We start from the raw sequence: 20,526 nt of genomic DNA, 5'->3' as shown, positions 1-20,526 counted from the left end.
GACACTGCCTCATCTTACAATTTTTCTTCTTCCTGAAGCTTTCTTCACTAATGAAGAGGCATATTTTTCTTTTTTAATTTTATGTTCATCTCTGTTATTATGGCTTTAACAGCAGCTTTCCTTTTGTCTTTCTTGACTGCATGAGGTCATGAACCTGTGCAGCCTCTCTTAAAGGGAAAACTTCACCGATGTTCAGTTTCAGCTTGCCTTGAGCCAGATACGTAAACAGCTCCTGAAGGCTTGGCTTTAACAGGTCAGGCCTTCTCATGATCTGAGGAAGGAAAAATCCTATCACGGATTGATTTTTTCCCATAAGGTTCGAAGGATAAAATTTGCTCGGCTCCCCGCTTGCGACACCATAAACAACAATCCTGCCAAACACAGCGAGACATTTCAGTGTCTTATGGAACACATCGCCTCCTGCCATTTCTAGAGCCACATCTACGCCTTTGCCATCTGTTGCTTCGAGAACTTTATTTTCCCAGCCATCCTCCGTATAGTTGACCGCCACATCAGCGCCCATCTGCCGGGCAAGTTCCAGCTTGTCCTCAGAACTGGCAGTTGCTATGATTTTTCCGGCTCCAAAAAGCTTCGCAAGCTGGACAGCGATCGTTCCGACTCCTCCGCCTGCCGCATGAACGAGCACCGTTTCTCCTTCTTCAAGCCTTCCCATCGTTTTAAGAATATGGTAGGCGCTTAATCCCTGCAGAGGCAATGCGGCAGCCTGCTGAAAATCGAGATGGTCATCAATCGGTATTACAAATCTTCCATCAGCCAGCGCATATTCTGCGTAGCCACCGGATTCGATTAAGGTCACGACCCTTGTGCCAGGTTTTATGTGAGCGGATTTCTCTCCTGTTTCAACAACGACCCCTGCGACTTCAGCTCCAGGAACAAATGGCAAAGGTGTAGGAATGACATATTGGCCTTCTCTGCGTGCCGTATCCGCATAATTCACGCCGACAGCATGGATTTCAATCAGTACTTCATGTCCTTTAGGAACAGGTTTGTCGAGTTCAACATTCTCCAGCACTTGCGGTCCGCCATATTCTTTAAATCGCACTGCTTTCATCGTCATCCTCCTATTTACCGGTAAACACGGGCTGTCTTTTTTCTTTAAACGCCGAAATGCCTTCTTGATGATCTTCTGTTGAGATCATAAGTGTCTGGTTTAAACGTTCCTGCTCAAGAATCTCTTCAAGGGTAGATTGATAGGAAGCATCAATAAGCTTTTTCATCTTTCCAAAGGCTGCCACAGGACCGTTTGCCAGTTTAGCAGCCAATTTGAACACTTCAGCCTCCAGACTTTCAAGTGGAGCCAGGTAATTGATTACTCCTAATTGGTAAAGTCTCGCTGCTGAAATCGGCTCGGCGCTGAAAAAGAACTGTTTTGCTAGATGAGGCCCGATGAGCTTAGGCAGGAAGTAAGAGCCTCCTCCATCAGAGATCAGTCCGACCTGTGAGAAACTCAGCGCAAATTTGCTGTCTTCTGCAGAGACGATTAAGTCGCAGGCCATCGCAAGGTTAAAGCCGGCCCCCGCAGCAAATCCGTGGACAGCAGCAATGATCGGAATCTCCGTTTCTTTCATCGCCAGGATGCAGCGGTTGAGTTTGCCGATATGCTGATACACATCATTGGAAGTCGCCTGCCCCATCGTTTTGACATCACCGCCTGCACTGAAAGAGCGACCAGCTCCCTTGAGCACGATGACTTTTATATCTTCTCGGTTTTGTGCTTCAGCGCATGCATCGGTCAACCCGGTGATCATTTCCTCGCTGAAGGAATTTAAACTCTCCGGTCTGTTTAAGGTGAGGATCATTATCGGACCCTCGAATTCTACTAAAAGGTGTTCTTGATTCATTATTTTCTCCTCCTTTAATTACATAATGAGCCAGCCGCCGTCAGCTAGTACGTCTGACCCTGTCATATAAGAAGCTTCACTCGATGCTAGAAAAGATATAATATTGGCGATCTCCTCCGGCTTGCCGACCCTTTTTAATGCGGTATTTTTTTTGATGGCTCTTACAAATTGTTCATTCTCAAGACCTTCTTCTGTGAGCGGTGTTTCAATAAAACCGGGAGAAACAGAGTTGACCCGGATGCAATAAGGGGATAGTTCCAAGGCAAGTGCTCTCGTAAAATTGATGACACCGGCTTTTGCAGCACTGTAATGCGGAATATGGGCACCTGCCTGATGTCCGGAAAGGGAGGCTACATTGACAATGGCCCGGTTCTGCCGGTTTGTTTCTTTTTTGGCACCATCAATCATGATTTTTCCTAGCATACGAGAAACGAGAAACACGCTCTTTAAGTTGGCGCTTTGTACGTGATCCCATTCACTGGCAGCAGTTTCCATGATTCTTGTTTGGGAGCTGCCGCCTGCATTATTGATCAGCACGTGCAGCTCACCAAATTGCGATTGGACGTGTTCTGCCAATCCCTCAACTTCTTTTTCACTCGTTACATCTGCTGTGAAAATTCCCGCTGCCTGAGCATTGGGAATTTTGCAGATCTCTGCCGACGTGTTTTCCAGTTTAGACTTTGTCCGCCCGACTAAAATCACTTTGGCCCCCTCTTTCGCCAGTTTGATTGAAGCGGCTTGCCCTATTCCGCTGCCGGCTCCAGTGATTAGGGCAATAGAGTGCGTGAACTTCATAATCCGTCTCCTTTAGCAAATAAAAGTATTTGCTTCATATTGTTTCTCTGCGATCATGCGGTTTCTTGCGACACTTTTCCCAAATTGATGACAGCGGTTACAAGATTGCGTGATCAGCATGACCAGCTGATTTGTTTTCTCACCATCCGTCAGTTCGTGGACAAGCTTGCGTGACAGCATTTCAGCTTCCCATAGACTATCTTCTAAAATCGTATGGGTAAGGCCTATTTTGAGTGCTGCTTTTTCTTCCCCTTTTTTCATGACTGACTTCAATGTACGGAAAACAGCCGATTCAGCAGCATAAAGTATGATCGCCAAATCAGCAAGCGCCATTAAGGCCTCCTGTTCATGGGGAAGTTCTTCACCATACACTTCAAAAACTAGACCGGCAGATAGGAGGAAAAGGCTGCGGATCGTTTCAACAGCATGTTGTTCATCTGCCATAAAAGAGGTATCTTGTGCAGATTCCTTTTGCAGTGAAAGCACCGCTCGTTGAATAGGGGTATGCAGGTCGATCTCCCTTTTTAGCGACTTTCTAAAAAGGTGGGTTGGGATCAGCAGCCGGTTAATTTCGTTGGTGCCTTCAAAGATTCTGTTGATTCGTGAGTCTCTGTACATCTGTTCGATGCCGTATTCTTTGATAAATCCTGCACCGCCATGGAGCTGCAGCGCTTCATCCGCAACATAATCCAATGTTTCAGATCCATAGATCTTACAGACCGCACATTCTGCGGAATACTCACTCAGCCGTTTGCCGACCGTGTTTAAATCAGCAATATCATCCAGATCATGAAGAGCATCTTCAATTAAGCTTGCTGTCCGGTACTGGAGAGATTCTGCCGCATACAGGCGGGCAGCCAGTTTGGAGATTTTTTCTTTCGTAGCTGGAAAGTCAGCGATCCGCCGCTTAAATTGTTTACGTTCCTGAATAAACTGTACCGCTTTCTGGTACCCGTATTTTGCAGCTCCCATAGTGGCGGATCCAAGATTAAATCTTCCAAGGTTCAGGACATTTAAGGCGATAACATGGCCTTTTCCGATATCGCCAAGCAGGTTTTCCACGGGTACGAGACAATCTTCAAGAATAACCGACCGGGTCGATGAACCTTTGATCCCCATTTTATTTTCTTCGGGTCCAAGTGCTAAGCCTGGAAAATCCTTTTCAACAATAAAGGCTGTAAATTTTGATCCATCCACTTTTGCATACACGATAAAGGTGTCTGAAAAAACAGCGTTGGTAATATAGATTTTTGTACCATTTAAAACATAATGAGTCCCTTCCTCGTTCAGGACTGCTGTCGTTTGCGCGGCCAAGGCATCTGAGCCGGCATTTGGTTCTGTCAGACAATAGGCACCTAGGAGTTCACCTGATGCCATTTTCGGAAGGTACTTTTTCTTTTGTTCTGGTGTACCGAAATAGGTGATTGGCAGTGTGGCGATACACGTATGATTGGAATGCGCTACGCCGTATCCGCTTGAAGGGCCGACCATCTCACCGACGATGCCCTTGCTGATCTTATCGAGGCCCAGCCCGCCGTATTGTTCAGGAATACTGTGAGCCAAAAGGCCAAGCTCTCCTGCTTTTTTTAATAAAGAAACAATCCGTTTAAAATCCTGGCTCTCGATGTTTTCGCGATAAGGACCGACTTCTTTTTCAATAAATTGCCTGGCCGTTGCCTTGATCATCACATGTTCTTCAGTGAAATCCTCCGGGGTAAACAAGTGATTCAAATCTATGGATGAAAATAAAAATCCGGAACCTTTCACTCTCGTACCGGTTTGTTCCATGAAAGTTCCCTCCCTTTTTGTGTTTAAGATTGCTGTTGGGCGTGCTCTTGTTCAATGGTGGCTTTCCCATCCTTCAGCACCGCAACAACAGGGGCTGCATCGACAGCAGAGGCAAAATCCAAGTCGTCAAATAAGCCGTGGCTGGCAAATAAATTTCCAACATAGGACGACTGAAGAACCTGATAAGCATTCTGTCTGTTTCCTTTATACAGATAGTAGGCCGTTTGGGCAGCGTCACTCAGCTGCAGCGGTTCTCCACCCAGCTCAACTAACGCCGTAATGAGATGTCCTGCTCCATATACATCCTCGAGGCTCGTCTCTCCGGAATTGCCGGAGCAGATGATAACGATCGTACTCGAACTATTGTGATGTAACAAAGCCTTAGCAGTCGCTGTATTATTCAGTAAAGAAGAAATATATACTTTTTGTGCCCCTGCTGTTTTTCGAAGAGCCACTGTGCCGTTCGTCGTGGATAAGATGAGTGTTTTTCCCTGGACTTGGCCACTGAGCAATAAAGGGCTCGGATATAGAAAACCGTCAATTGGTTTGGCATGCAGCTCTCCGGCCAGAAGGTAATCTCCCTTTTGGAACATTTTTGATAATTCCCGCGCTTCTTTGTGGTCTTTCACTGGAATAACATCTTTTGCTCTTTGATACAACGCAGATACGATGGTCGTGGTCGCCAACAAGACATCAAGCACCACGGCAATCTTGTTATTTTCAGCCATCTTTTCGGAATGGATCTCTTCCTTTTTCAAAAGCAAATGGACTTTCATCTCTTCACCTCATTGTTCAAAAGCAGTATGGGAGGCATGCAGGATCAAGCTTTTGACAAAGTGATGAAATTGTGAAAAGCGGGCATCCTCGGTTTGCCCTTTTTTATACCGGTAATAGATTTGCTGGCAGATAACAGCTAGTTTGAAATAGGCGAACGTTAAGTAAAAATTGATTGCGCTAACGTCTCTACCGCTTTTTTTAGCATATTCCTCTATAAACTGTTCCCTCGTAAAAAAACCTTCCATAGTGGTTACAGGCGGTTTTCCCAGTCCCGTTTTCAAAAGATCGGGATCATCGGCTTCAATCCAGTATCCCATGGCGACTCCAAGATCGGCGAGGGGGTCCCCAACCGTACTCATCTCCCAGTCAAACAATCCTGTCATGTGGTTCAAGCGCTGATCAAACATACTGTTATTGAGCTTGTAATCATAATGGATTATGGAAGCGGGCTGCTGTGTTGGGATATGGGCGGCAAGCCATGTGGTCAAATGCTTTACTTCCGGAATATCATCGGTTTTCGAACGATCATATCTGGATATCCATCCATGCACCTGCCGTTCCATGAACCCATCAGGCTTGCTGATTTCAGATAATCCTGTTTTTTCGTAGTCAATGGCATGCAGCTGGACAAGCTGATTCACCATCTCACTGGAAATCTGGCCGCATAAATGCCGAGTCACCTGGACTCCCTTCGGAAAAGAGGTATCAACTACGATTCCGTGTTTTCTCTCCATCAAGAAAAACGGTCGTCCAATAATCTCCTCTCCTTTTGAAAAAAGAAGAGGCTTTGGAGCCGGAGGGAACATTTCATGAATCTCAGACAGGATACGGAATTCCCGCTCCATATCGTGAGCTTTAGGCGCTACGGGGCCAAGCGGCGGCCTCCGCAGAACGGCTTCCCATTCACCCATTTTGAGCTGATATGTCAGATTGGAATGGCCGCCTGAAAACTGCCGGACTTCCAGCGTCTCTTCCGGCAATTCATCCATTGAATGCCTAAGGAAACGCTCAAGAGCAGCAAGATCCAGTTCTTCACCCTGGCGAACGGCTATCGTATCCTTACTCATGTCTTCCTCCACCTCGATTCATTTATTTCCAGATTCTGACTCTTGAGTCTGCAATACTAGATTCTCTTTCAATGCGTCGCGCAGAAATTCTGGTATATGAGCAGTCTGCTGTGTTTTAAAGTCAAAATACACAATGACTGCATTCCCTCTCGCAACTAACTCCTCGGTTTCTGCTTTATAGATTTCGTGTTCCAATGTAAAGCTTTTGGTTCCGATTTTTGATACTCCGGTCCGCACCACTAGTCTTTCGTTAAAATAACCTTGTGCCATGAAGTCACATTTTGTGGAAGCAAGAATAAAGCTCCATTCGTTCGTGTTCATTTCAAGGCCTAGAGTTTCAAAGCAGCGGACCCTCGCTTCTTCCAGATAAATAAAATAACTCGTGTTGTTAATGTGGCCCAGGGCATCCGTTTCACAGAACCGTACCGTCAGTTCAATTTCATGCATGTCTTCCTCACTTTCTGCCTCTTACCGATCAACGATGCTGAAAGGCGGGTTTTCTTTTTTCAAAAAATGCCTGAACGCCCTCTTTGATATCTTCCGTTTGGAACACTTCCTGAAACAGAGAAGCTTCCACTTCGATGCCTTCATCCAAGGATTTGTTAAGGCCTTCATCAACCGATTGTTTAATTCGTGAAAGAGCCTGAAGCGAGTGTCGGGTGATTTTACTTGCCAGCTGTTTGGCACTGGCCAGTCCTTCACCGGAAGGGACTACCTTATTGACCAGTCCGATTCGTTCAGCTGCGTCTGCTGAAATCGGTTCCCCTGTAAACATTATTTCTTTTGATTTCGCTTCTCCCACTAAGCGGGGAAGACGCTGTGTTCCTCCCCCGCCAGGAAATAATCCGAGGGTTATTTCAGGCAGTCCGATCTGGCTGTGTTCCTCAGCAATCCTTATATCGCATGAAAGGGCAAGCTCACAGCCGCCTCCGAGTGTCAAGCCGTTCAGGACAGCGATCGTAGGCTTTGGAAAAGAATCAATTCGGTTTAGGATATAATGGACCTCCATCACTTGTGACTTCATATCAGGGTCCCCCATCATCTGAGGAAACTCTTTAATGTCGGCTCCAGCAACGAATGCTTTATCTCCCTCTCCCGTCAGTAAAACGGCTACCGTTTCCCGGTCATGTTCCAACTCCATGAACGTATCATCAAGCTCCTGGAATACGGCTCTGCTCAATACATTCAGCGGCGGATTGTTAATCGTAATGACAGCGAGATGATTGTTTTTTACTACCTCAAGATATTTTCCCATTATAGTTTCACTCCTTCAGTTTCATAGTTGTACCAGCCTTTGCCGGTTTTTCTCCCTAAATGGCCTTGCTTCACTTTCTCTTCAATGCAGGCAAACGGCTTGTCTTCTGGATCGCCCGTCTCTTTATAACGCTGTTCCATGACATAGTAGCCTACATCGATGCCGGATAAGTCCATCAGTTCAAATGGTCCGATCGGGTGGTTCAATGCTTTACGGCAAATGATATCGATGTCTTTATAGTCAGCGATTCCTTGTTCATACAGGTAAACAGCTTCTTTCTGCAGCGCGCCCAAAATACGGTTGGCAATAAAACCCGAAATCTCTTTATTAAGCAGAACTGCGGTACGGTTGATCCGCTTGCAGACCTCCATCGTCAGCTGAGCCGTTTCTTCGGATGTTTGGTCACTCATCACCACTTCCACACAATCCATCACGAGAGGCGGGAAAAAGAAATGCATGTTAACTACCTTATCCGCACGGTTTGTTTCTGAAGCAATCAAACTATTGACGATTGTTGAACTGTTGGTTGCAAAAATGGTATGTTCAGGCGCCAACTGCTCAAGCTTCGCAAACACTTCTCGCTTTACATCCAGTTTTTCCACAACAGCTTCAATCACAAAATCGGTATTTCTGACCGCATCTTCAAAGCTTGTTGTGAAACGAAGGCGCTGAAAAGCCGCTTCTTTCTGATCGGCAGAAAGCTTTCCTTTAGTCACCCATTTGTCCATAATGGCATTGAGTTTGCTCTCTGCTTTGGAAAGCGCCAGTTCCTGCACGTCCTGTATAACAGTTTCAAATCCGCCAAGCGCACACAGCATGGCAATCTGATGTCCCATTTGGCCTGCACCTAATACAGTAATCTGCTGTACATCTTCTGCTTTCATCGTATAGCCTCCCGTTATTTAGTATCAATTTCTATGTGCTATGCCATTTAGAATCATTTCTACAAATATTTCGGCTACTTCTCTTTCTGACATCATTCCATCCGGATTGAACCATTGATAGCTCCAGTTAGCTGCGCCAAGAATTCCAAACGTAACGATGGATGCGTTCAGGTCAGAACGAAATTCACCGTTTTCTATGGCATCATGGATCAACTGCTCCAGATTGAAGCGGAAACGGTCCCGTTTAGGAATAATCAGGGAGAGGCGCTCTTCGTTCAGGTTTTTGATTTCCCTGAAGAACACTTTAGCACTGGCTCCGGCCTGTCTGATGTTGCCGATTAACGCATAAACGATCTCAAACAGCTTTTCTTTGCTTGATTTCGTTTGATCAGAGATGATTCGTTCCTGCTGGTTTAATAGTTCATCAATATATCTGTTGTGAATGTTCATCAGCAGTTCTTCTTTGCTAGCAAAATAATAATAGAAAGTCCCTTTTGTTACGCCTATAGCATCAACAATATCCTGTATGGATGTTTCACTGAATCCCTTTTTCTCAAATAAACGGATGCTGCATTCCGTAATTTTTTCCTTCATGTCTGTGTCCTCGCATTCTTTAATCAATTTCAGGCAAAATTATATCATTCTCTTTCTCTCCTTTTCTTCTTTTCTCAAATAATCTATAAAATTGTCCCTACCTTGTCTTTATTCGTGCTTCTTCCCGCAAAGCTCTGCGCAAAATTTTACCGACATTCGTCTTGGGCAGTTGCTCGCGAAACTCGATGACATTCGGGATCTTATACGCAGATAAATTTTGTTTGCAATAGTAAATAATCTCATCCTCTGTTGCGGTTTTCCCTGCTTTTAATACAAGGATAGCCTTCACATCTTCTCCTCTGTAAGCATCAGGTACACCAATCACAACGGCTTCTTGAACGGCTGGGAATTCATATAGCACTTCTTCTACTTCCCTTGGATAGATGTTGTAGCCGCTCGCGATAATAAGGTCCTTTTTGCGATCCATGATGAAGACATAACCGTCATCATCCATCTTGGCTATATCTCCGGTGTAGAGCCAGCCGTTGCGAAGGGTATGTTCTGTCTCCTCCGGCATGTTCCAATAACCCTTCATGACTTGCGGCCCCTTGATAATGAGCTCACCCAGTTCACCTGTCTTCACGTCTTCAGTTCCTGTTGCCAAGTCCACGATACGGCAATCTGTCGACGGCAGACCAATGCCTACGCTCCCTTCTTTTCGTTCAGAAAACATCGGATTGCAATGTGTGGTCGGTGAGGCTTCTGATAATCCGTAGCCTTCTAGAATCTTTGAACCTGTCTTTCTCTCAAAATCCTGAAGCAGTTCGACAGGCATCGGAGCACTTCCGCTATTGCACACTTTTATACTGTCTATACCGAAGTTTTCAGCTTCCGGATGGTTGGTGATCGCAACATACATCGTCGGAACACCGGGAAAAACGGTCGGCTGTTCATTTTTAATTGTTTGAAGAACCTCATTGATTTCGAATCTCGGGAGCATGATTGATTCTGATGCGGTATAGATTGCGAGATTCATACAGGAAGTCATGCCAAACACATGGAAAAGAGGAATGACCGTTAAATACTTTTCTTTCCCGAACTCAATGTTATATTTAAAAAACTCATGTGATTGAAGGACGTTAGCGATGATATTTTTATGCGTCAGCATGGCGCCTTTGGAACGTCCAGTTGTCCCTCCGGTGTATTGTAAAACTGCAACATCCCGTTCAGGAACAATTACTGCAAGATCGATACGACCGGTGCCGCTTTGCAAAAACTGAGAAAAAGAACAGTCTGGTGAAAGATCTTTTTGGCTTTCATCAAAACTAACCGAAATGATCCGTTTTAAAGGAGAAACATGCTTTTGCTTTTTCACCTGTTCATATAGCGGTTCATAGACGACGATGGTCTCAGCTCCGCTGTCTTCGAGGATAAGCTGCAGTTCCCGCTCAACGAGCATCGGATTAACCTGGGTAACGATCGCTCCGGCAGTCAGGACTCCATAGTATGTAATCACATATTGAGGACAGTTCGGCAGCATAATGGCCACACGGTCTCCGGCTTTCACTCCCGACTGCTGCAAAGCGGATGCAAAACCGTTTACGAGATTCAGCAGTTCACCGTACGTGGTCTTATGGCTATAAAAGGATAAAGCGTTGGAATCAGGATATCGTTCTGCTGTCTGTTGAAGCAGCTGCGGGATGGACAGGTCAGGAATCAGTATATCTGGTTGAATGGTTTCAGGATAATGGCTTTTCCAAACTTTGTTTTCGCTCATTATTAACCCTCCAGATTTTTAAAAATTGATGAGAAAATCATGCGGCCGAAATTTTATTCTTGAAATATAAGATTTATTCTCGAAATGTGCCTGTTTATTCGCGAAAATGGTAGATTTATTCTCAAAATCCCGGATATTTTTTCGAACTGTTTATGTTCGACATATTTCGACGTATTTTGATACGTTTATATTCTCGAATGCAAGCCGAGCAGCCGCGCAAACAGAAGGGCTGCAGCTCTTCTTTTTGCGCCGCCTCCACCGGTATGGTATCAATTGCTGTTTTCCCTTGCAGTCCCATATTTTCCTCCTTATTGGCTTCTTTGTTTACAAGGCATGTGCCCCGCCGTCTACAATCAGCACGTCTCCTGAAACATAATTAGAAGCATTTGATGCAAGGAAAAGAGCGGCTCCTTTAAGATCATCATCACTGCCAAAACGGTTGAGAGGCGTCCCCTCTAGAATGGCATCTTTTCCGTGTTCAATGAGCACTTTCGACATCTTGGTTGGAAAAAATCCTGGAGCTATCGCGTTCACATTAATATTGTGCTGCCCCCATTTCACGGCAAGATCCTTTGTGAAAGTTATGACTGCACCCTTGCTCGTGTTGTAGCCAATCGTATCCATATAACGCGGATCTGTGCCCCCAAGTCCAGCAACAGAGGCAATATTGATGATTTTGCCTGATTTCTGTTCTATCATCACTTTCCCTGCAGCCTGGCTCATTAAAAATGTGCCCGTCACGTTTACGTCGATCACCTTTTTCCATGCTTCATACGGCATTTCTGCGGCGGGTGCGCCCCATGTCGCTCCGCTGTTATTGACGAGAATATCGATGGAATCAAATTCCTGCAGCGTTCGATCGATCACAGATTGAACATCTTCCGGATTTGAGATATCGCACTTCAAGGCGAGTGTCTTTATTCCGAGTTGCTTTAACTTCTGAGCTGCTTCCTCACAGGCCTCAACTTTTCTGGAACAGAGAACAACGCTGGCGCCTGCTTCAGCGAATGCTTCGGCAATCTGCTGCCCTAATCCCCTTCCTCCGCCTGTAATGATCGCTGTTTTACCTGTTAAATCAAACAGCTTGAGTACATTCATGTTTCTGCCTCACTTTCTTTAAAATTCTAATGGACAAACAGTTCTTGCGGGTATTTTTTAAGTTCTAGTCTGGCTAGCTGTGCTCGGTGGACTTCATCCGGACCGTCAGCAAGCCTTAATGTTCTTGCATTCGCCCACTGGGCAGCAAGTGTAAAGTCGTCAGAGACCCCGGCTCCTCCAAACGCCTGAATGGCACGGTCCAGCACGCGCAGCGCCATTGAAGGTGCGACAACTTTGATCATAGCGATCTCTGTCTTGGCTTCTTTATTGCCGACAGTGTCCATCATATATGCTGCTTTCAAGGTCAGGAGCCTGGCTTGTTCAATTTCAATCCTTGAATCAGCGATCCATTCCCGGATTACTCCTTGATTTGCAATTGGTTTTCCGAAGGCTGTCCTTTTTTGAACACGCTTACACAATTCTTCTAGCGCTCTTTCTGCTGCTCCGATCAGCCGCATGCAGTGATGTATCCTTCCCGGGCCAAGCCTTCCTTGAGCGATAGCAAATCCTTTCCCTTCACCCCAGATGATATTCTCAGCCGGTACTCGTACATTGTCATAGGTGATTTCTCCATGTCCATGAGGAGCATGATCATAACCGAAAACGGAAAGCATCCTTTCCACCTTCACCCCAGGGGTATCCAAAGGCACAAGAATCATGGATTGCTGCTCATGCCGGTTCGCACCTGGATTGGTCTTTCCCATCACGATAGCAATTTTGCATCGAGGATCCCCGGCTCCGGATGACCACCATTTCCGTCCGTTGATGACATATTCATCTCCATCCTTTTCAATGCGTGCTTCAATATTCGTGGCATCCGAGGAAGCGACTTCGGGTTCTGTCATGGAAAAACAGGATCTGATCGTCCCTTCTAATAGGGGCTTGAGCCACATCTCTTTCTGTTTTTCCGTTCCATAGCGGACAAGTACCTCCATATTTCCTGTATCAGGTGCGTTGCAGTTAAAGACTTCTGGCCCGATGAGGGATCGTCCCATAATTTCACATAGCGGGGCATACTCCTGATTGGTAAGTCCAGCTCCATCTTCACTGTCAGGCAAGAACAGATTCCATAAGCCTTCTTTTCTCGCTTTTACTTTCAATTCTTCCATTATCGGCGGAACTGCGCTCCATCGGTCCTTTTGCTTATTGAGCTGTTGTTCATAAAGAGCCTCATTCGGATAAACATACTGTTCCATAAAAAACATGATCCTTTTCTGCAAGTCTTTCACTTTTTCAGAATACGAAAAATCCAAAATCTTCATCTCCCCTCAACTTACTAACCGGTCGGTATGTTTGATTATCTAAAGTATACTCTTTTCGATAAAATTATCAATAAAATAAACTTATTATTCAAAAAATTAATAAGAAAGTCCTTTATGTAAGGCTCTTTACTAAAAGATTGTTGCTTACGGAACATTTTTGTAAATGCTCCATTGATAAGTTGATTGGAGTGGAAGGTGCGAGACTCCTCGAAAATGAATTTCACATTTTCTTCGTGCGATATAACGCTGCCGAAGCCTTCCTTGTCCTGCGGGAGAAGCGGGACAGGTGAGCCCCGCGGAAAGCGAGCAGCCTGGAACGGAAATCAACACCCCCAATAGCAACAAAGAATACGCAAACAGCCTTATGTAATTAATTCGGGTATAGGAAATACTAATCCCGGAGGTGGAAGCTTTGAGCAAACCAAAGATTATCATTCTGTGGACCGTGGCTGTCTTTTTTCTTTATTTCGCGTGGTCAGACTTTGTACAGGGACAGTTTAAATATTCTATATTTGAAGGCTGTGTGCTTGAAAAGGATTACTCAGAAAAAGCGGTAGAAAGGGGAACAAATATTCAAAGCCTGCCCAACTATACCATTCGCCTTTCATCAGGCCAGGCTGTTTCTGTTCCGTCACCGGATTTTAATTCTATAAAGAAGGGAGACCATGTCATCTTCATCAAACAAAATGGAAGCATAAGTCTCTATAAAAGAGAAAGCCAATCCTAAAAAGGACTGGCTTTTACACGTTTTCTTTCACTTTTTTCGTTAAAAAGAAATATAAAACAAATGCTATTGCTTCACACAGTGCAATGATAAAAGCCATTGAACCCGCAGGATTACTTCCCCAGAGACCAACCAGTGGTGCTGCAATACCACCAAGTATAAAAGGCAGCAGCCCTAGCAGCGCGGAAGCACTCCCTGCTGCTTTTTGCTGATTCTGCATAGCGAGTGAAAAACTGGCCGTACTGACGATTCCTACGCTGGATACCGTTAAAAATAAGGAAATGAGCAAGCCGAATAAGCTTTTCGTTGCAAAACTTACGATGACCATTAAGATACCGCCTCCTAACGCAATTAGCAACCCGCTTCGCAATAATGCCGTTTCGCTGACTTTTCCTGCAAGTTTTCCAGCAATCTGGCTGGCGATGATTATTCCAGCTCCGTTGATTGCAAAAAACACACTGAACGCTTGTGGTGAGGCACCGAACACATTTTGAATGACGAACGGAGATCCTGAAATATAGGCGAACATAGCTGCCATGACAAATCCCTGTGAGGCTGCATACCCCATAAAAACTCGGTCACTCAGCAGTTTTTTGTACGTCGAAAGCGTCTGTTTGATCCCGCCAGATGTCTGATTCTCTGCTGAAAGCGTTTCTTGCAAACCAAAAAAAGCAGCAAGAAGCATAAGCAGACTTAAGACACAAAGAACAATAAACACGCCTCTCCATGAGGTGAACTGTAATAATTGTCCACCTGCAACAGGAGCCAGGATCGGAGCGATACCGTTAATCAGCATCAATAAAGAAACGAACTTCGTCATATCCGGGCCGGAAAAAAGATCTCGGACCATGGCTCTGGATATGACAATACCTCCGGCCCCTGAAGCTCCCTGAACAAATCTAAGGAAAATGAGAACACTGATATTTGGAGCAAAAACACAGAGCAAAGAAGATACGGCATATAGGCCCAAGGCGATCTGCAGCGGGATCTTCCTTCCTCTTCTGTCACTTATCGGACCTACAAACAATTGTCCCACAGCAATCCCCAATAAGCATGCAGTGAGACTGAGCTGTGCGGCTGAAGCGGTCGTACTCAGCTCTTTCATTAGGTTAGGTAAAGCAGGCAGATACATATCAATGGATAATGGACCGATGGCCGTCATCGAGCCTAAAATTATAGCAAGCCAGAGTCTTCTGGATGTGCTGGATTGTTGAATAGCTGAATAAGGTGAATTTTCTGGATTAGTTTGATTCATGGCTCTTCCCTTTCGATTAAAATAGAATAGAAAAAGAATAAACCCTCCAGTAACTGGAGGGTCAACTTTATTCCTCTACAAGGATTTGTATTTCAGCAAAGTGGTCGCTTTGGCGATTGGATATGAACTCATCAATGATCACGCGCTCAATCGCATCTCCCTTAGCCTCCAGATTGTTCTTTTCAAGGAAATTCAGAAGTATATCATAATACACCGGGGCATCGCTGTGAGTCCCCCGGAAGGAAATACAGGCATAATTCCCTTCTGACAGATACGTCGCTTCTTCTTTCAATAAAGAGTTCTCTTCTGGTGACTCCAGCAGCAAAAATACAGAATTGTATTCTGTATACCGCTTCTCCAGAATAAATGAAAAAGGGACGGTCAGTCCTACTTTTCCGATGACTATGGATGTCGTTTGTCCTAGGATTGTTTTGATTTTTCTTAAGGAGTACTCCAGTTCGTGAATGGAAGCGATCGGTTCTTTCATTTGAATGACTGCTCTCTCTTTAAAGTGCTTGACCTCAGGAATTCCAAGCATTTCTACGCTTTTTGTCTTTTGAATTTCAGTTATTCGGTGTTCAAGCCTCTTACTGATCGATTCCAGCTCTCTTATTTTTTCTTCAGCATCTTCTTTGTGATTCTGAAGAATGTCCAGGAAAGAATCCAGGTTGCGTTTTTCGAGCTGGAGCTTGATCTGCTTGAGTGGGACTCCCATAGATTTTAAATAATAAATGATGTCCAACAGTTCGAATTGTTCAAAGGAATAATAGCGATAACCAGAAACGGGATCAACGTTAACTGGCGTAAATAAACCAATTTCGTCATAATAGCGCAGCGTTTTAACGGGGATGCTGTGAAGTTTAGCCATCTGGCCAATAGAGAATCTGTTTTTCATAAAAACACCTGCTTTATAATAATGAACCTATCTTAACACAAAAATGGCAGCTCCTCCTTATGAAGTAAGCCGCCATTTATTTGCGTACTCTGCTTTATCGGTTTACACCTTTCATTCCTGCTTCAGGATATCGTTCACCTGCGGCCGCTCCCCTTGGTGCAGCCTCATTGATCCGGCTGACGTCATCTTGTGTCAGTTCAACCTTTATTGCCCCAACATTTTCTTCTAAATAACGGGTTTTCTTTGTTCCGGGAATTGGGACGATATCATTACCTTGGGCAAGCAGCCAGGCTATAGCCAGCTGTGATGTACTGCAGCTTTTTTCTAAAGCGATCTCTTTTATTTTTTCAACAAGATCTAAGTTCTTTTGAAAGTTTTCTCCTTGAAACCTTGGGGAAAACCGGCGGTAGTCATCCTCAGCCAAGTCTTCAAATCTTTTGATCTGGCCTGTTAAGAAGCCTCGGCCGAGCGGGCTGTAGGGAACAAATCCGATGCCAAGCTCCCGGATCGCAGGCAGTATTTGTTCTTCAACATCCCGGCTCCATAATGAATATTCAGTTTGTACGGCTGTAATGGGATGTACATCATGTGCACGCCGGATGGTTTCAGGAGAAGCTTCTGAAAGGCCCAGATAGCGTATTTTCCCTTCCTGAGCAAGAATCGACATTGCCCCCACCGTTTCTTCTATAGGGATGCCTGGATCGACTCTGTGTTGATAGAAGAGATCAATGTAATCCGTGCCAAGCCGCCTCAAACTGTTTTCACACGCTTCTTTCACATATTTCGGATGTCCGTTTACACCTAAAAAGGAACCGTCTTCACCCCTTACATTGCCAAATTTCGTAGCAAGGATGACATCCTTCCTGCGATCACTGATCGCTGCACCTACCAATTCTTCATTTTTGCCAACACCATACATATCAGCAGTATCCAGGAAGTTTACACCTAATTCAAGTGCATGGTTAATGGTTTTTACTGACTCCTGATCATCTTGTCCGCTGTAAAAGTCCGACATGCCCATGCAGCCCAATCCAAGGGATGAGACTTCCAAACCCTCATTGCCTAGTTTTCTTTTTTGCACATTTTTCATCCTCTCTCATTTAGTCAAACCAATGCATACAAAGTACCCTTACCCTGTTTTCCTCCATAAAAAAACGAAGAGAAACGTGTTGGCTTCTCTTCGTGTTGTAATTCGACTATTTTAACCACTCGGTGATTTCCTGATAGGGTTGTTTATTGATAGCTGCAGGCGCTTTATTTGGATAGCCAAGATAGATAAATCCAGCCATTTCACCTTTGTCTGAGAGGCGGAAATAAGACCTTACTCTGTCGTCATAACAAATCGCGCCTGTGCGCCAAACTGCCCCAAGACCGAGAGCATGGGCAGCAAGCAGCATATTTTGAATCGAGGCACTGACAGCGGCTGTTTCCTCCTTATGAATCACTTTTTGGTGATCTCCCGGCTCTACTCCGACCGCAATAATAACCGGTGCACGAAGCGGTTTTTTCTTTACCTTCTCCAATTTTTGCTGATCTTCTTCTGACAATGGTTCATTCATTGCAGACTTCGTGATTTCTGCCAGAAGCTCTCCCAGTTTGTTTCTTCCTGCTTCGCTGATGACAAAGAATCTCCAGGGATTCGTACGGTGGTGGTTTGGAGCATATGTTCCCGCTTCTAAAATTTTTTCGAGGAGATGATCGGGAACTGGATCGTCCTTAACCAAACCTATGCTTCTCCTTGTTTTAATCGCTTCAAAAACATCCATACTGCAACATCCTTTTTAACTAACTTATGCTTATTTATGAATCCATTATAACGCTGCTGCTTTTCAGGAGCCAATAATTTACTTTTAAACAGTTGCAAGGATCTGAAAAACGAATGCCTTTTTTCATTTTCGGAAACCTTAATAGACGAGCAGCATTGTCTGCTCAATTCCATGCGGGGGTGTTGCATCATGGCAAGAAACAAACTTTTGGTACCTGGTTCTGAGAATGCGTTAAGCAGGATGAAAGAGGAAATAGCCAATGAGTTTGGAGTGAAGCTTGGTGCAGATACGACCGCACGGGCTAATGGATCTGTAGGCGGAGAGATGACAAAACGTCTCATTGCCATGGCGGAACAGCAGCTTGGAAATCAGCCTCGATAGTGTTGATTTCAAAAAAAGAGGCCCGATTCGGGTCTCTTTTTCAATTTAACGCTCTGTAAACAATGATGTTGGAATTAAGGAGTATGGAAGGAAAAAAAGGACGTAGCGACCAGAGAGCTTTACGAGTCAATGGTTCTTTTTAATTAAATGTGTTGAATCCTGTCGTTAAGTGTCACGTATAAACAGTTTGAACATAAATCGGAATTTTTTGAACAGAAGACCTGTAAATTTGAAAATAAAAAATCCGGCTTGACTCCTCACGCGTAATAGGTGCAGATTTAGTTACGCTAAAAAGGTTAAAGAAGCTAAATCCAAAGCTACAATCTTTTAGAAAACAGCTACCTAAAAAAACGATTCATATTTCTTCCAAAATAGATCTCATCCATCTCCTCGGTAATTCTTTTGGTGATTTCCGCTTGTTCCTGTTCGGTCAGTGTATCCCTTGAGTAGCCGAATAAGTAATTGTTCAGGTCAAAATTTTTCAGCTTGCATTTCGTATGAAAAATATTTTCCTGATAGATGTTTGAATCAATCATATCAAATTCGTTTTTAAAATCCTCGCTGATAAAATTTTGTATGGAAGATATATCATGATCAATAAAAAGCTTTTGGCCATTAATATCTCTTGTGAACCCTCTCACCCAGTAGTCGACGGTCATAATATCGGTATCAAAGGAATCGATGAGATGATTTAAAGCTTTTAAAGGAGAAATCTCCCCGCAAGTTGAAACATCAATATCCGCTCTAAAGGTGCTGATTCCTTCGTCCGGATGATATTCGGGATACGTATGAACGGTTAAATGGCTTTTGTCCAGCTGCATGACTACAGATTCAGGCATGGCTGCCGGTGTTTCATCAATATTTTCAGTAGGTACTTCGACAATTGGGCCTTCAGAAACTAATAATGTTACACTGGCTCCTTGGGGAACATAGTCTTGTTTAGCGATATTTAATACGTGCGCTCCAATCGTGTCGGACACTTTCTGAAGAATGCCGGTTAACCGCTCAGCGCTGTATTCTTCATCGATGTACTCAATATAGGCTTCCCGCTCTTTCCTTGTCTTAGTGTAACAAATATCGTACATATTAAAGCTTAATGATTTGGTCAGGTTATTAAAACCGTGCAATTGAATTCGCTGCTCATGTGTTCGGCTCATGAATGATTTCCCCTTATTAGCAAAGTATTGTAATTAAGCTTTTACTCCATCAAATATTGTTAAGATACCCTCCATTCGACATAAAAAAACAGCCCTATTTAAATAAGGCTGTAAAATAGCTCGTCCTAAAACATACTTAGATCGTATCGTTTAGAAAGCATCTCCAGAATTTTAAGTCCGGCTATGCTATTTCCTTTCTCATCAAGTGCCGCACCAAAGATCCCGATGCCGAACCGGTTGGGCACGGCACCCATGATCCCTCCAGAAACACCGCTCTTAGCAGGAATCCCAACTCTTACGGCAAATTCGCCGGAAGCATTGTACATGCCGCACGTCACCATTAAAGTCTTGCAGATCCGAGCGATATGCGTGGGGATTAACCGATTATTCGTCAATGGGTCAATACCATCAAGAGCAAGAACAAGGCCAATTTTCGCCAAATCAAGGCAATTCATTTCTATAGCGCATTGCTTTGTATAAAGGTAGATAAGATTATCCACATCTTCATTAATGATGCCATGCTGCTTCATAAAATAACAAAGTGAACGGTTTAAATGTGCGGTCTCAAACTCTGATACAGCCACTTCTTCACAATGAGAGATGGAAGGATTTCCAGCCAGCTTCCTGACAAATTGAAGAAGACGTTCAAACCTCTCGTGGACCGAATGTCCTTTAATCATGTGAGTCACGACCAGTGCTCCGGCATTAATCATGGGATTTAGCGGTTTCGAAGGTTTACTGATCTCCAGCTTTACGATGGAATTGAAAGGATCTCCAGTAGGCTCATACCCGATTTTACAAAAAACTTCATCTTCGCCGCAGTCCATTAATGCGAGGGCGAGAGCCAGCACCTTAGAAATGCTTTGAAGCGTTATCTTCAATTGGACATCTCCTGCCGATAAACATGTACCATCAGTGTGATAGATGGCGACAGATAAGTCATCAGGATCTGCTTTTTTCAGTGCAGGTATGTAATCCGCTACTTTACCGAACTTCGTGCAGTCCTTGGCTTCCAATACTAATTGATTAAGCTCTTCACTAGAACGACAAATCATGGCAGCTCTCCGATTGTTCAACATATGGGTAGTTTGAGCAATCGTAAGCCGGATAATACTCCTATCATCCGGTGAAACATAAATCTTAAGCTCTTACATATGGTAGTAAAAAAACATTGTTCGGAGATGAAAGATACTATGAAGAAATGGATCGCCATCGGCTGCGGCAGTACTTTATTGGGGATTGGAATTAA

22 protein-coding genes are annotated in these 20,526 nt (G+C 44.3%); 2 read left to right on the top strand and 20 right to left on the bottom strand.

The annotated features are described in order from the left end of the window. Nucleotides 1-97: 97 nt before the first annotated feature. From LCY76_RS11880 to LCY76_RS11815, 14 genes are all read right to left on the bottom strand, one after another. On the bottom strand, nt 98-1,072 hold the full coding sequence (locus tag LCY76_RS11880; protein WP_248252818.1) for a quinone oxidoreductase family protein: 975 nt from the start codon (nt 1,070-1,072) through the stop codon (nt 98-100). A 10-nt stretch (nt 1,073-1,082) separates the two neighbouring features. Continuing rightward, nucleotides 1,083-1,862, bottom strand: a complete 780-nt coding sequence (locus LCY76_RS11875; RefSeq protein ID WP_248252817.1) for an enoyl-CoA hydratase/isomerase family protein — start codon at nt 1,860-1,862, stop codon at nt 1,083-1,085. Nucleotides 1,863-1,880: 18 nt separating this feature from the next. Then, on the bottom strand, nt 1,881-2,657 hold the full coding sequence (locus LCY76_RS11870) for an SDR family NAD(P)-dependent oxidoreductase (RefSeq protein WP_248252816.1): 777 nt from the start codon (nt 2,655-2,657) through the stop codon (nt 1,881-1,883). Between the two features lie 12 nt (nt 2,658-2,669). Next, a complete protein-coding gene (locus LCY76_RS11865; RefSeq protein WP_248252815.1) occupies nt 2,670-4,445 on the bottom strand; it encodes an acyl-CoA dehydrogenase family protein in 1,776 nt (591 codons plus the stop codon). A gap of 23 nt (nt 4,446-4,468) precedes the next feature. Continuing rightward, nucleotides 4,469-5,221: a 2-phosphosulfolactate phosphatase gene (locus tag LCY76_RS11860; RefSeq protein WP_248252814.1), complete on the bottom strand. Its 753-nt coding sequence runs from the start codon at nt 5,219-5,221 to the stop codon at nt 4,469-4,471. A gap of 9 nt (nt 5,222-5,230) precedes the next feature. Further along, nucleotides 5,231-6,289, bottom strand: coding sequence for a phosphotransferase family protein (locus LCY76_RS11855; protein ID WP_248252813.1), 1,059 nt, complete (start codon nt 6,287-6,289; stop codon nt 5,231-5,233). An 18-nt stretch (nt 6,290-6,307) separates the two neighbouring features. Then, nucleotides 6,308-6,736 (bottom strand): acyl-CoA thioesterase, encoded by a 429-nt coding sequence (locus tag LCY76_RS11850; RefSeq protein ID WP_248252812.1) that lies wholly within the window; start codon nt 6,734-6,736, stop codon nt 6,308-6,310. Between the two features lie 28 nt (nt 6,737-6,764). Continuing rightward, nucleotides 6,765-7,544 (bottom strand): enoyl-CoA hydratase, encoded by a 780-nt coding sequence (locus tag LCY76_RS11845; RefSeq protein ID WP_248252811.1) that lies wholly within the window; start codon nt 7,542-7,544, stop codon nt 6,765-6,767. Further along, entirely contained in the window at nt 7,544-8,428 is an 885-nt protein-coding gene (locus tag LCY76_RS11840) for a 3-hydroxyacyl-CoA dehydrogenase family protein (RefSeq protein WP_248252810.1), read from the bottom strand. Before LCY76_RS11840 ends, LCY76_RS11845 begins: the two co-directional genes overlap by 1 nt. 24 nt (nt 8,429-8,452) lie before the next feature. Continuing rightward, a complete protein-coding gene (locus LCY76_RS11835) occupies nt 8,453-9,022 on the bottom strand; it encodes a TetR/AcrR family transcriptional regulator (protein WP_248252809.1) in 570 nt (189 codons plus the stop codon). Between the two features lie 97 nt (nt 9,023-9,119). Continuing rightward, on the bottom strand, nt 9,120-10,739 hold the full coding sequence (locus LCY76_RS11830) for a long-chain-fatty-acid--CoA ligase (protein WP_248252808.1): 1,620 nt from the start codon (nt 10,737-10,739) through the stop codon (nt 9,120-9,122). A 121-nt stretch (nt 10,740-10,860) separates the two neighbouring features. Further along, nucleotides 10,861-11,037, bottom strand: coding sequence for a hypothetical protein (locus tag LCY76_RS11825; protein ID WP_248252807.1), 177 nt, complete (start codon nt 11,035-11,037; stop codon nt 10,861-10,863). 26 nt (nt 11,038-11,063) lie between these two features. Then, nucleotides 11,064-11,837, bottom strand: coding sequence for an SDR family oxidoreductase (locus tag LCY76_RS11820; RefSeq protein WP_248252806.1), 774 nt, complete (start codon nt 11,835-11,837; stop codon nt 11,064-11,066). Nucleotides 11,838-11,863: 26 nt separating this feature from the next. Next, nucleotides 11,864-13,090 carry an acyl-CoA dehydrogenase gene (locus LCY76_RS11815; RefSeq protein WP_248252805.1) on the bottom strand — a complete coding sequence of 409 codons (1,227 nt, stop codon included), beginning with the start codon at nt 13,088-13,090 and terminating at the stop codon, nt 11,864-11,866. Nucleotides 13,091-13,511: 421 nt separating this feature from the next. On the opposite strand from LCY76_RS11815, the gene LCY76_RS11810 reads away from it, so the two are divergent. Then, the gene (locus LCY76_RS11810) at nt 13,512-13,826 is read left to right on the top strand and encodes a hypothetical protein (protein ID WP_248252804.1); all 315 of its coding nucleotides are present in this window, start codon (nt 13,512-13,514) and stop codon (nt 13,824-13,826) included. Nucleotides 13,827-13,839: 13 nt separating this feature from the next. On the opposite strand, the gene LCY76_RS11805 is transcribed toward LCY76_RS11810, so the two are convergent. The 4 genes from LCY76_RS11805 to LCY76_RS11790 form a co-directional block, all read right to left on the bottom strand. After that, on the bottom strand, nt 13,840-15,078 hold the full coding sequence (locus LCY76_RS11805; RefSeq protein ID WP_248252803.1) for a multidrug effflux MFS transporter: 1,239 nt from the start codon (nt 15,076-15,078) through the stop codon (nt 13,840-13,842). Between the two features lie 67 nt (nt 15,079-15,145). Beyond that, nucleotides 15,146-15,973, bottom strand: a complete 828-nt coding sequence (locus LCY76_RS11800; RefSeq protein WP_248252802.1) for a MerR family transcriptional regulator — start codon at nt 15,971-15,973, stop codon at nt 15,146-15,148. 94 nt (nt 15,974-16,067) lie between these two features. Further along, nucleotides 16,068-17,054 carry an aldo/keto reductase gene (locus LCY76_RS11795; protein WP_248252801.1) on the bottom strand — a complete coding sequence of 329 codons (987 nt, stop codon included), beginning with the start codon at nt 17,052-17,054 and terminating at the stop codon, nt 16,068-16,070. A 115-nt stretch (nt 17,055-17,169) separates the two neighbouring features. Further along, complete coding sequence (locus tag LCY76_RS11790) at nt 17,170-17,739, bottom strand: nitroreductase family protein (RefSeq protein WP_248252800.1); 570 nt, start codon at nt 17,737-17,739, stop codon at nt 17,170-17,172. A 189-nt stretch (nt 17,740-17,928) separates the two neighbouring features. Between LCY76_RS11790 and LCY76_RS11785 the strand changes: the two genes are divergently transcribed. Next, on the top strand, nt 17,929-18,120 hold the full coding sequence (locus LCY76_RS11785) for an alpha/beta-type small acid-soluble spore protein (protein WP_248252799.1): 192 nt from the start codon (nt 17,929-17,931) through the stop codon (nt 18,118-18,120). Between the two features lie 338 nt (nt 18,121-18,458). On the opposite strand, the gene speD is transcribed toward LCY76_RS11785, so the two are convergent. Then, the gene (gene speD / locus LCY76_RS11780) at nt 18,459-19,277 is read right to left on the bottom strand and encodes an adenosylmethionine decarboxylase (RefSeq protein WP_248252798.1); all 819 of its coding nucleotides are present in this window, start codon (nt 19,275-19,277) and stop codon (nt 18,459-18,461) included. Nucleotides 19,278-19,402: 125 nt separating this feature from the next. After that, on the bottom strand, nt 19,403-20,332 hold the full coding sequence (gene glsA, locus LCY76_RS11775) for a glutaminase A (protein ID WP_248252797.1): 930 nt from the start codon (nt 20,330-20,332) through the stop codon (nt 19,403-19,405). Nucleotides 20,333-20,526 lie beyond the last annotated feature (194 nt).

This window comes from Fictibacillus marinisediminis, assembly GCF_023149135.1.
GTDB lineage: Bacteria > Bacillota > Bacilli > Bacillales > Fictibacillaceae > Fictibacillus_C > Fictibacillus_C marinisediminis.
The sequence above is the reverse complement of the archived record's forward strand: the minus strand, read 5'-3'. Positions and strand labels throughout refer to the sequence as shown.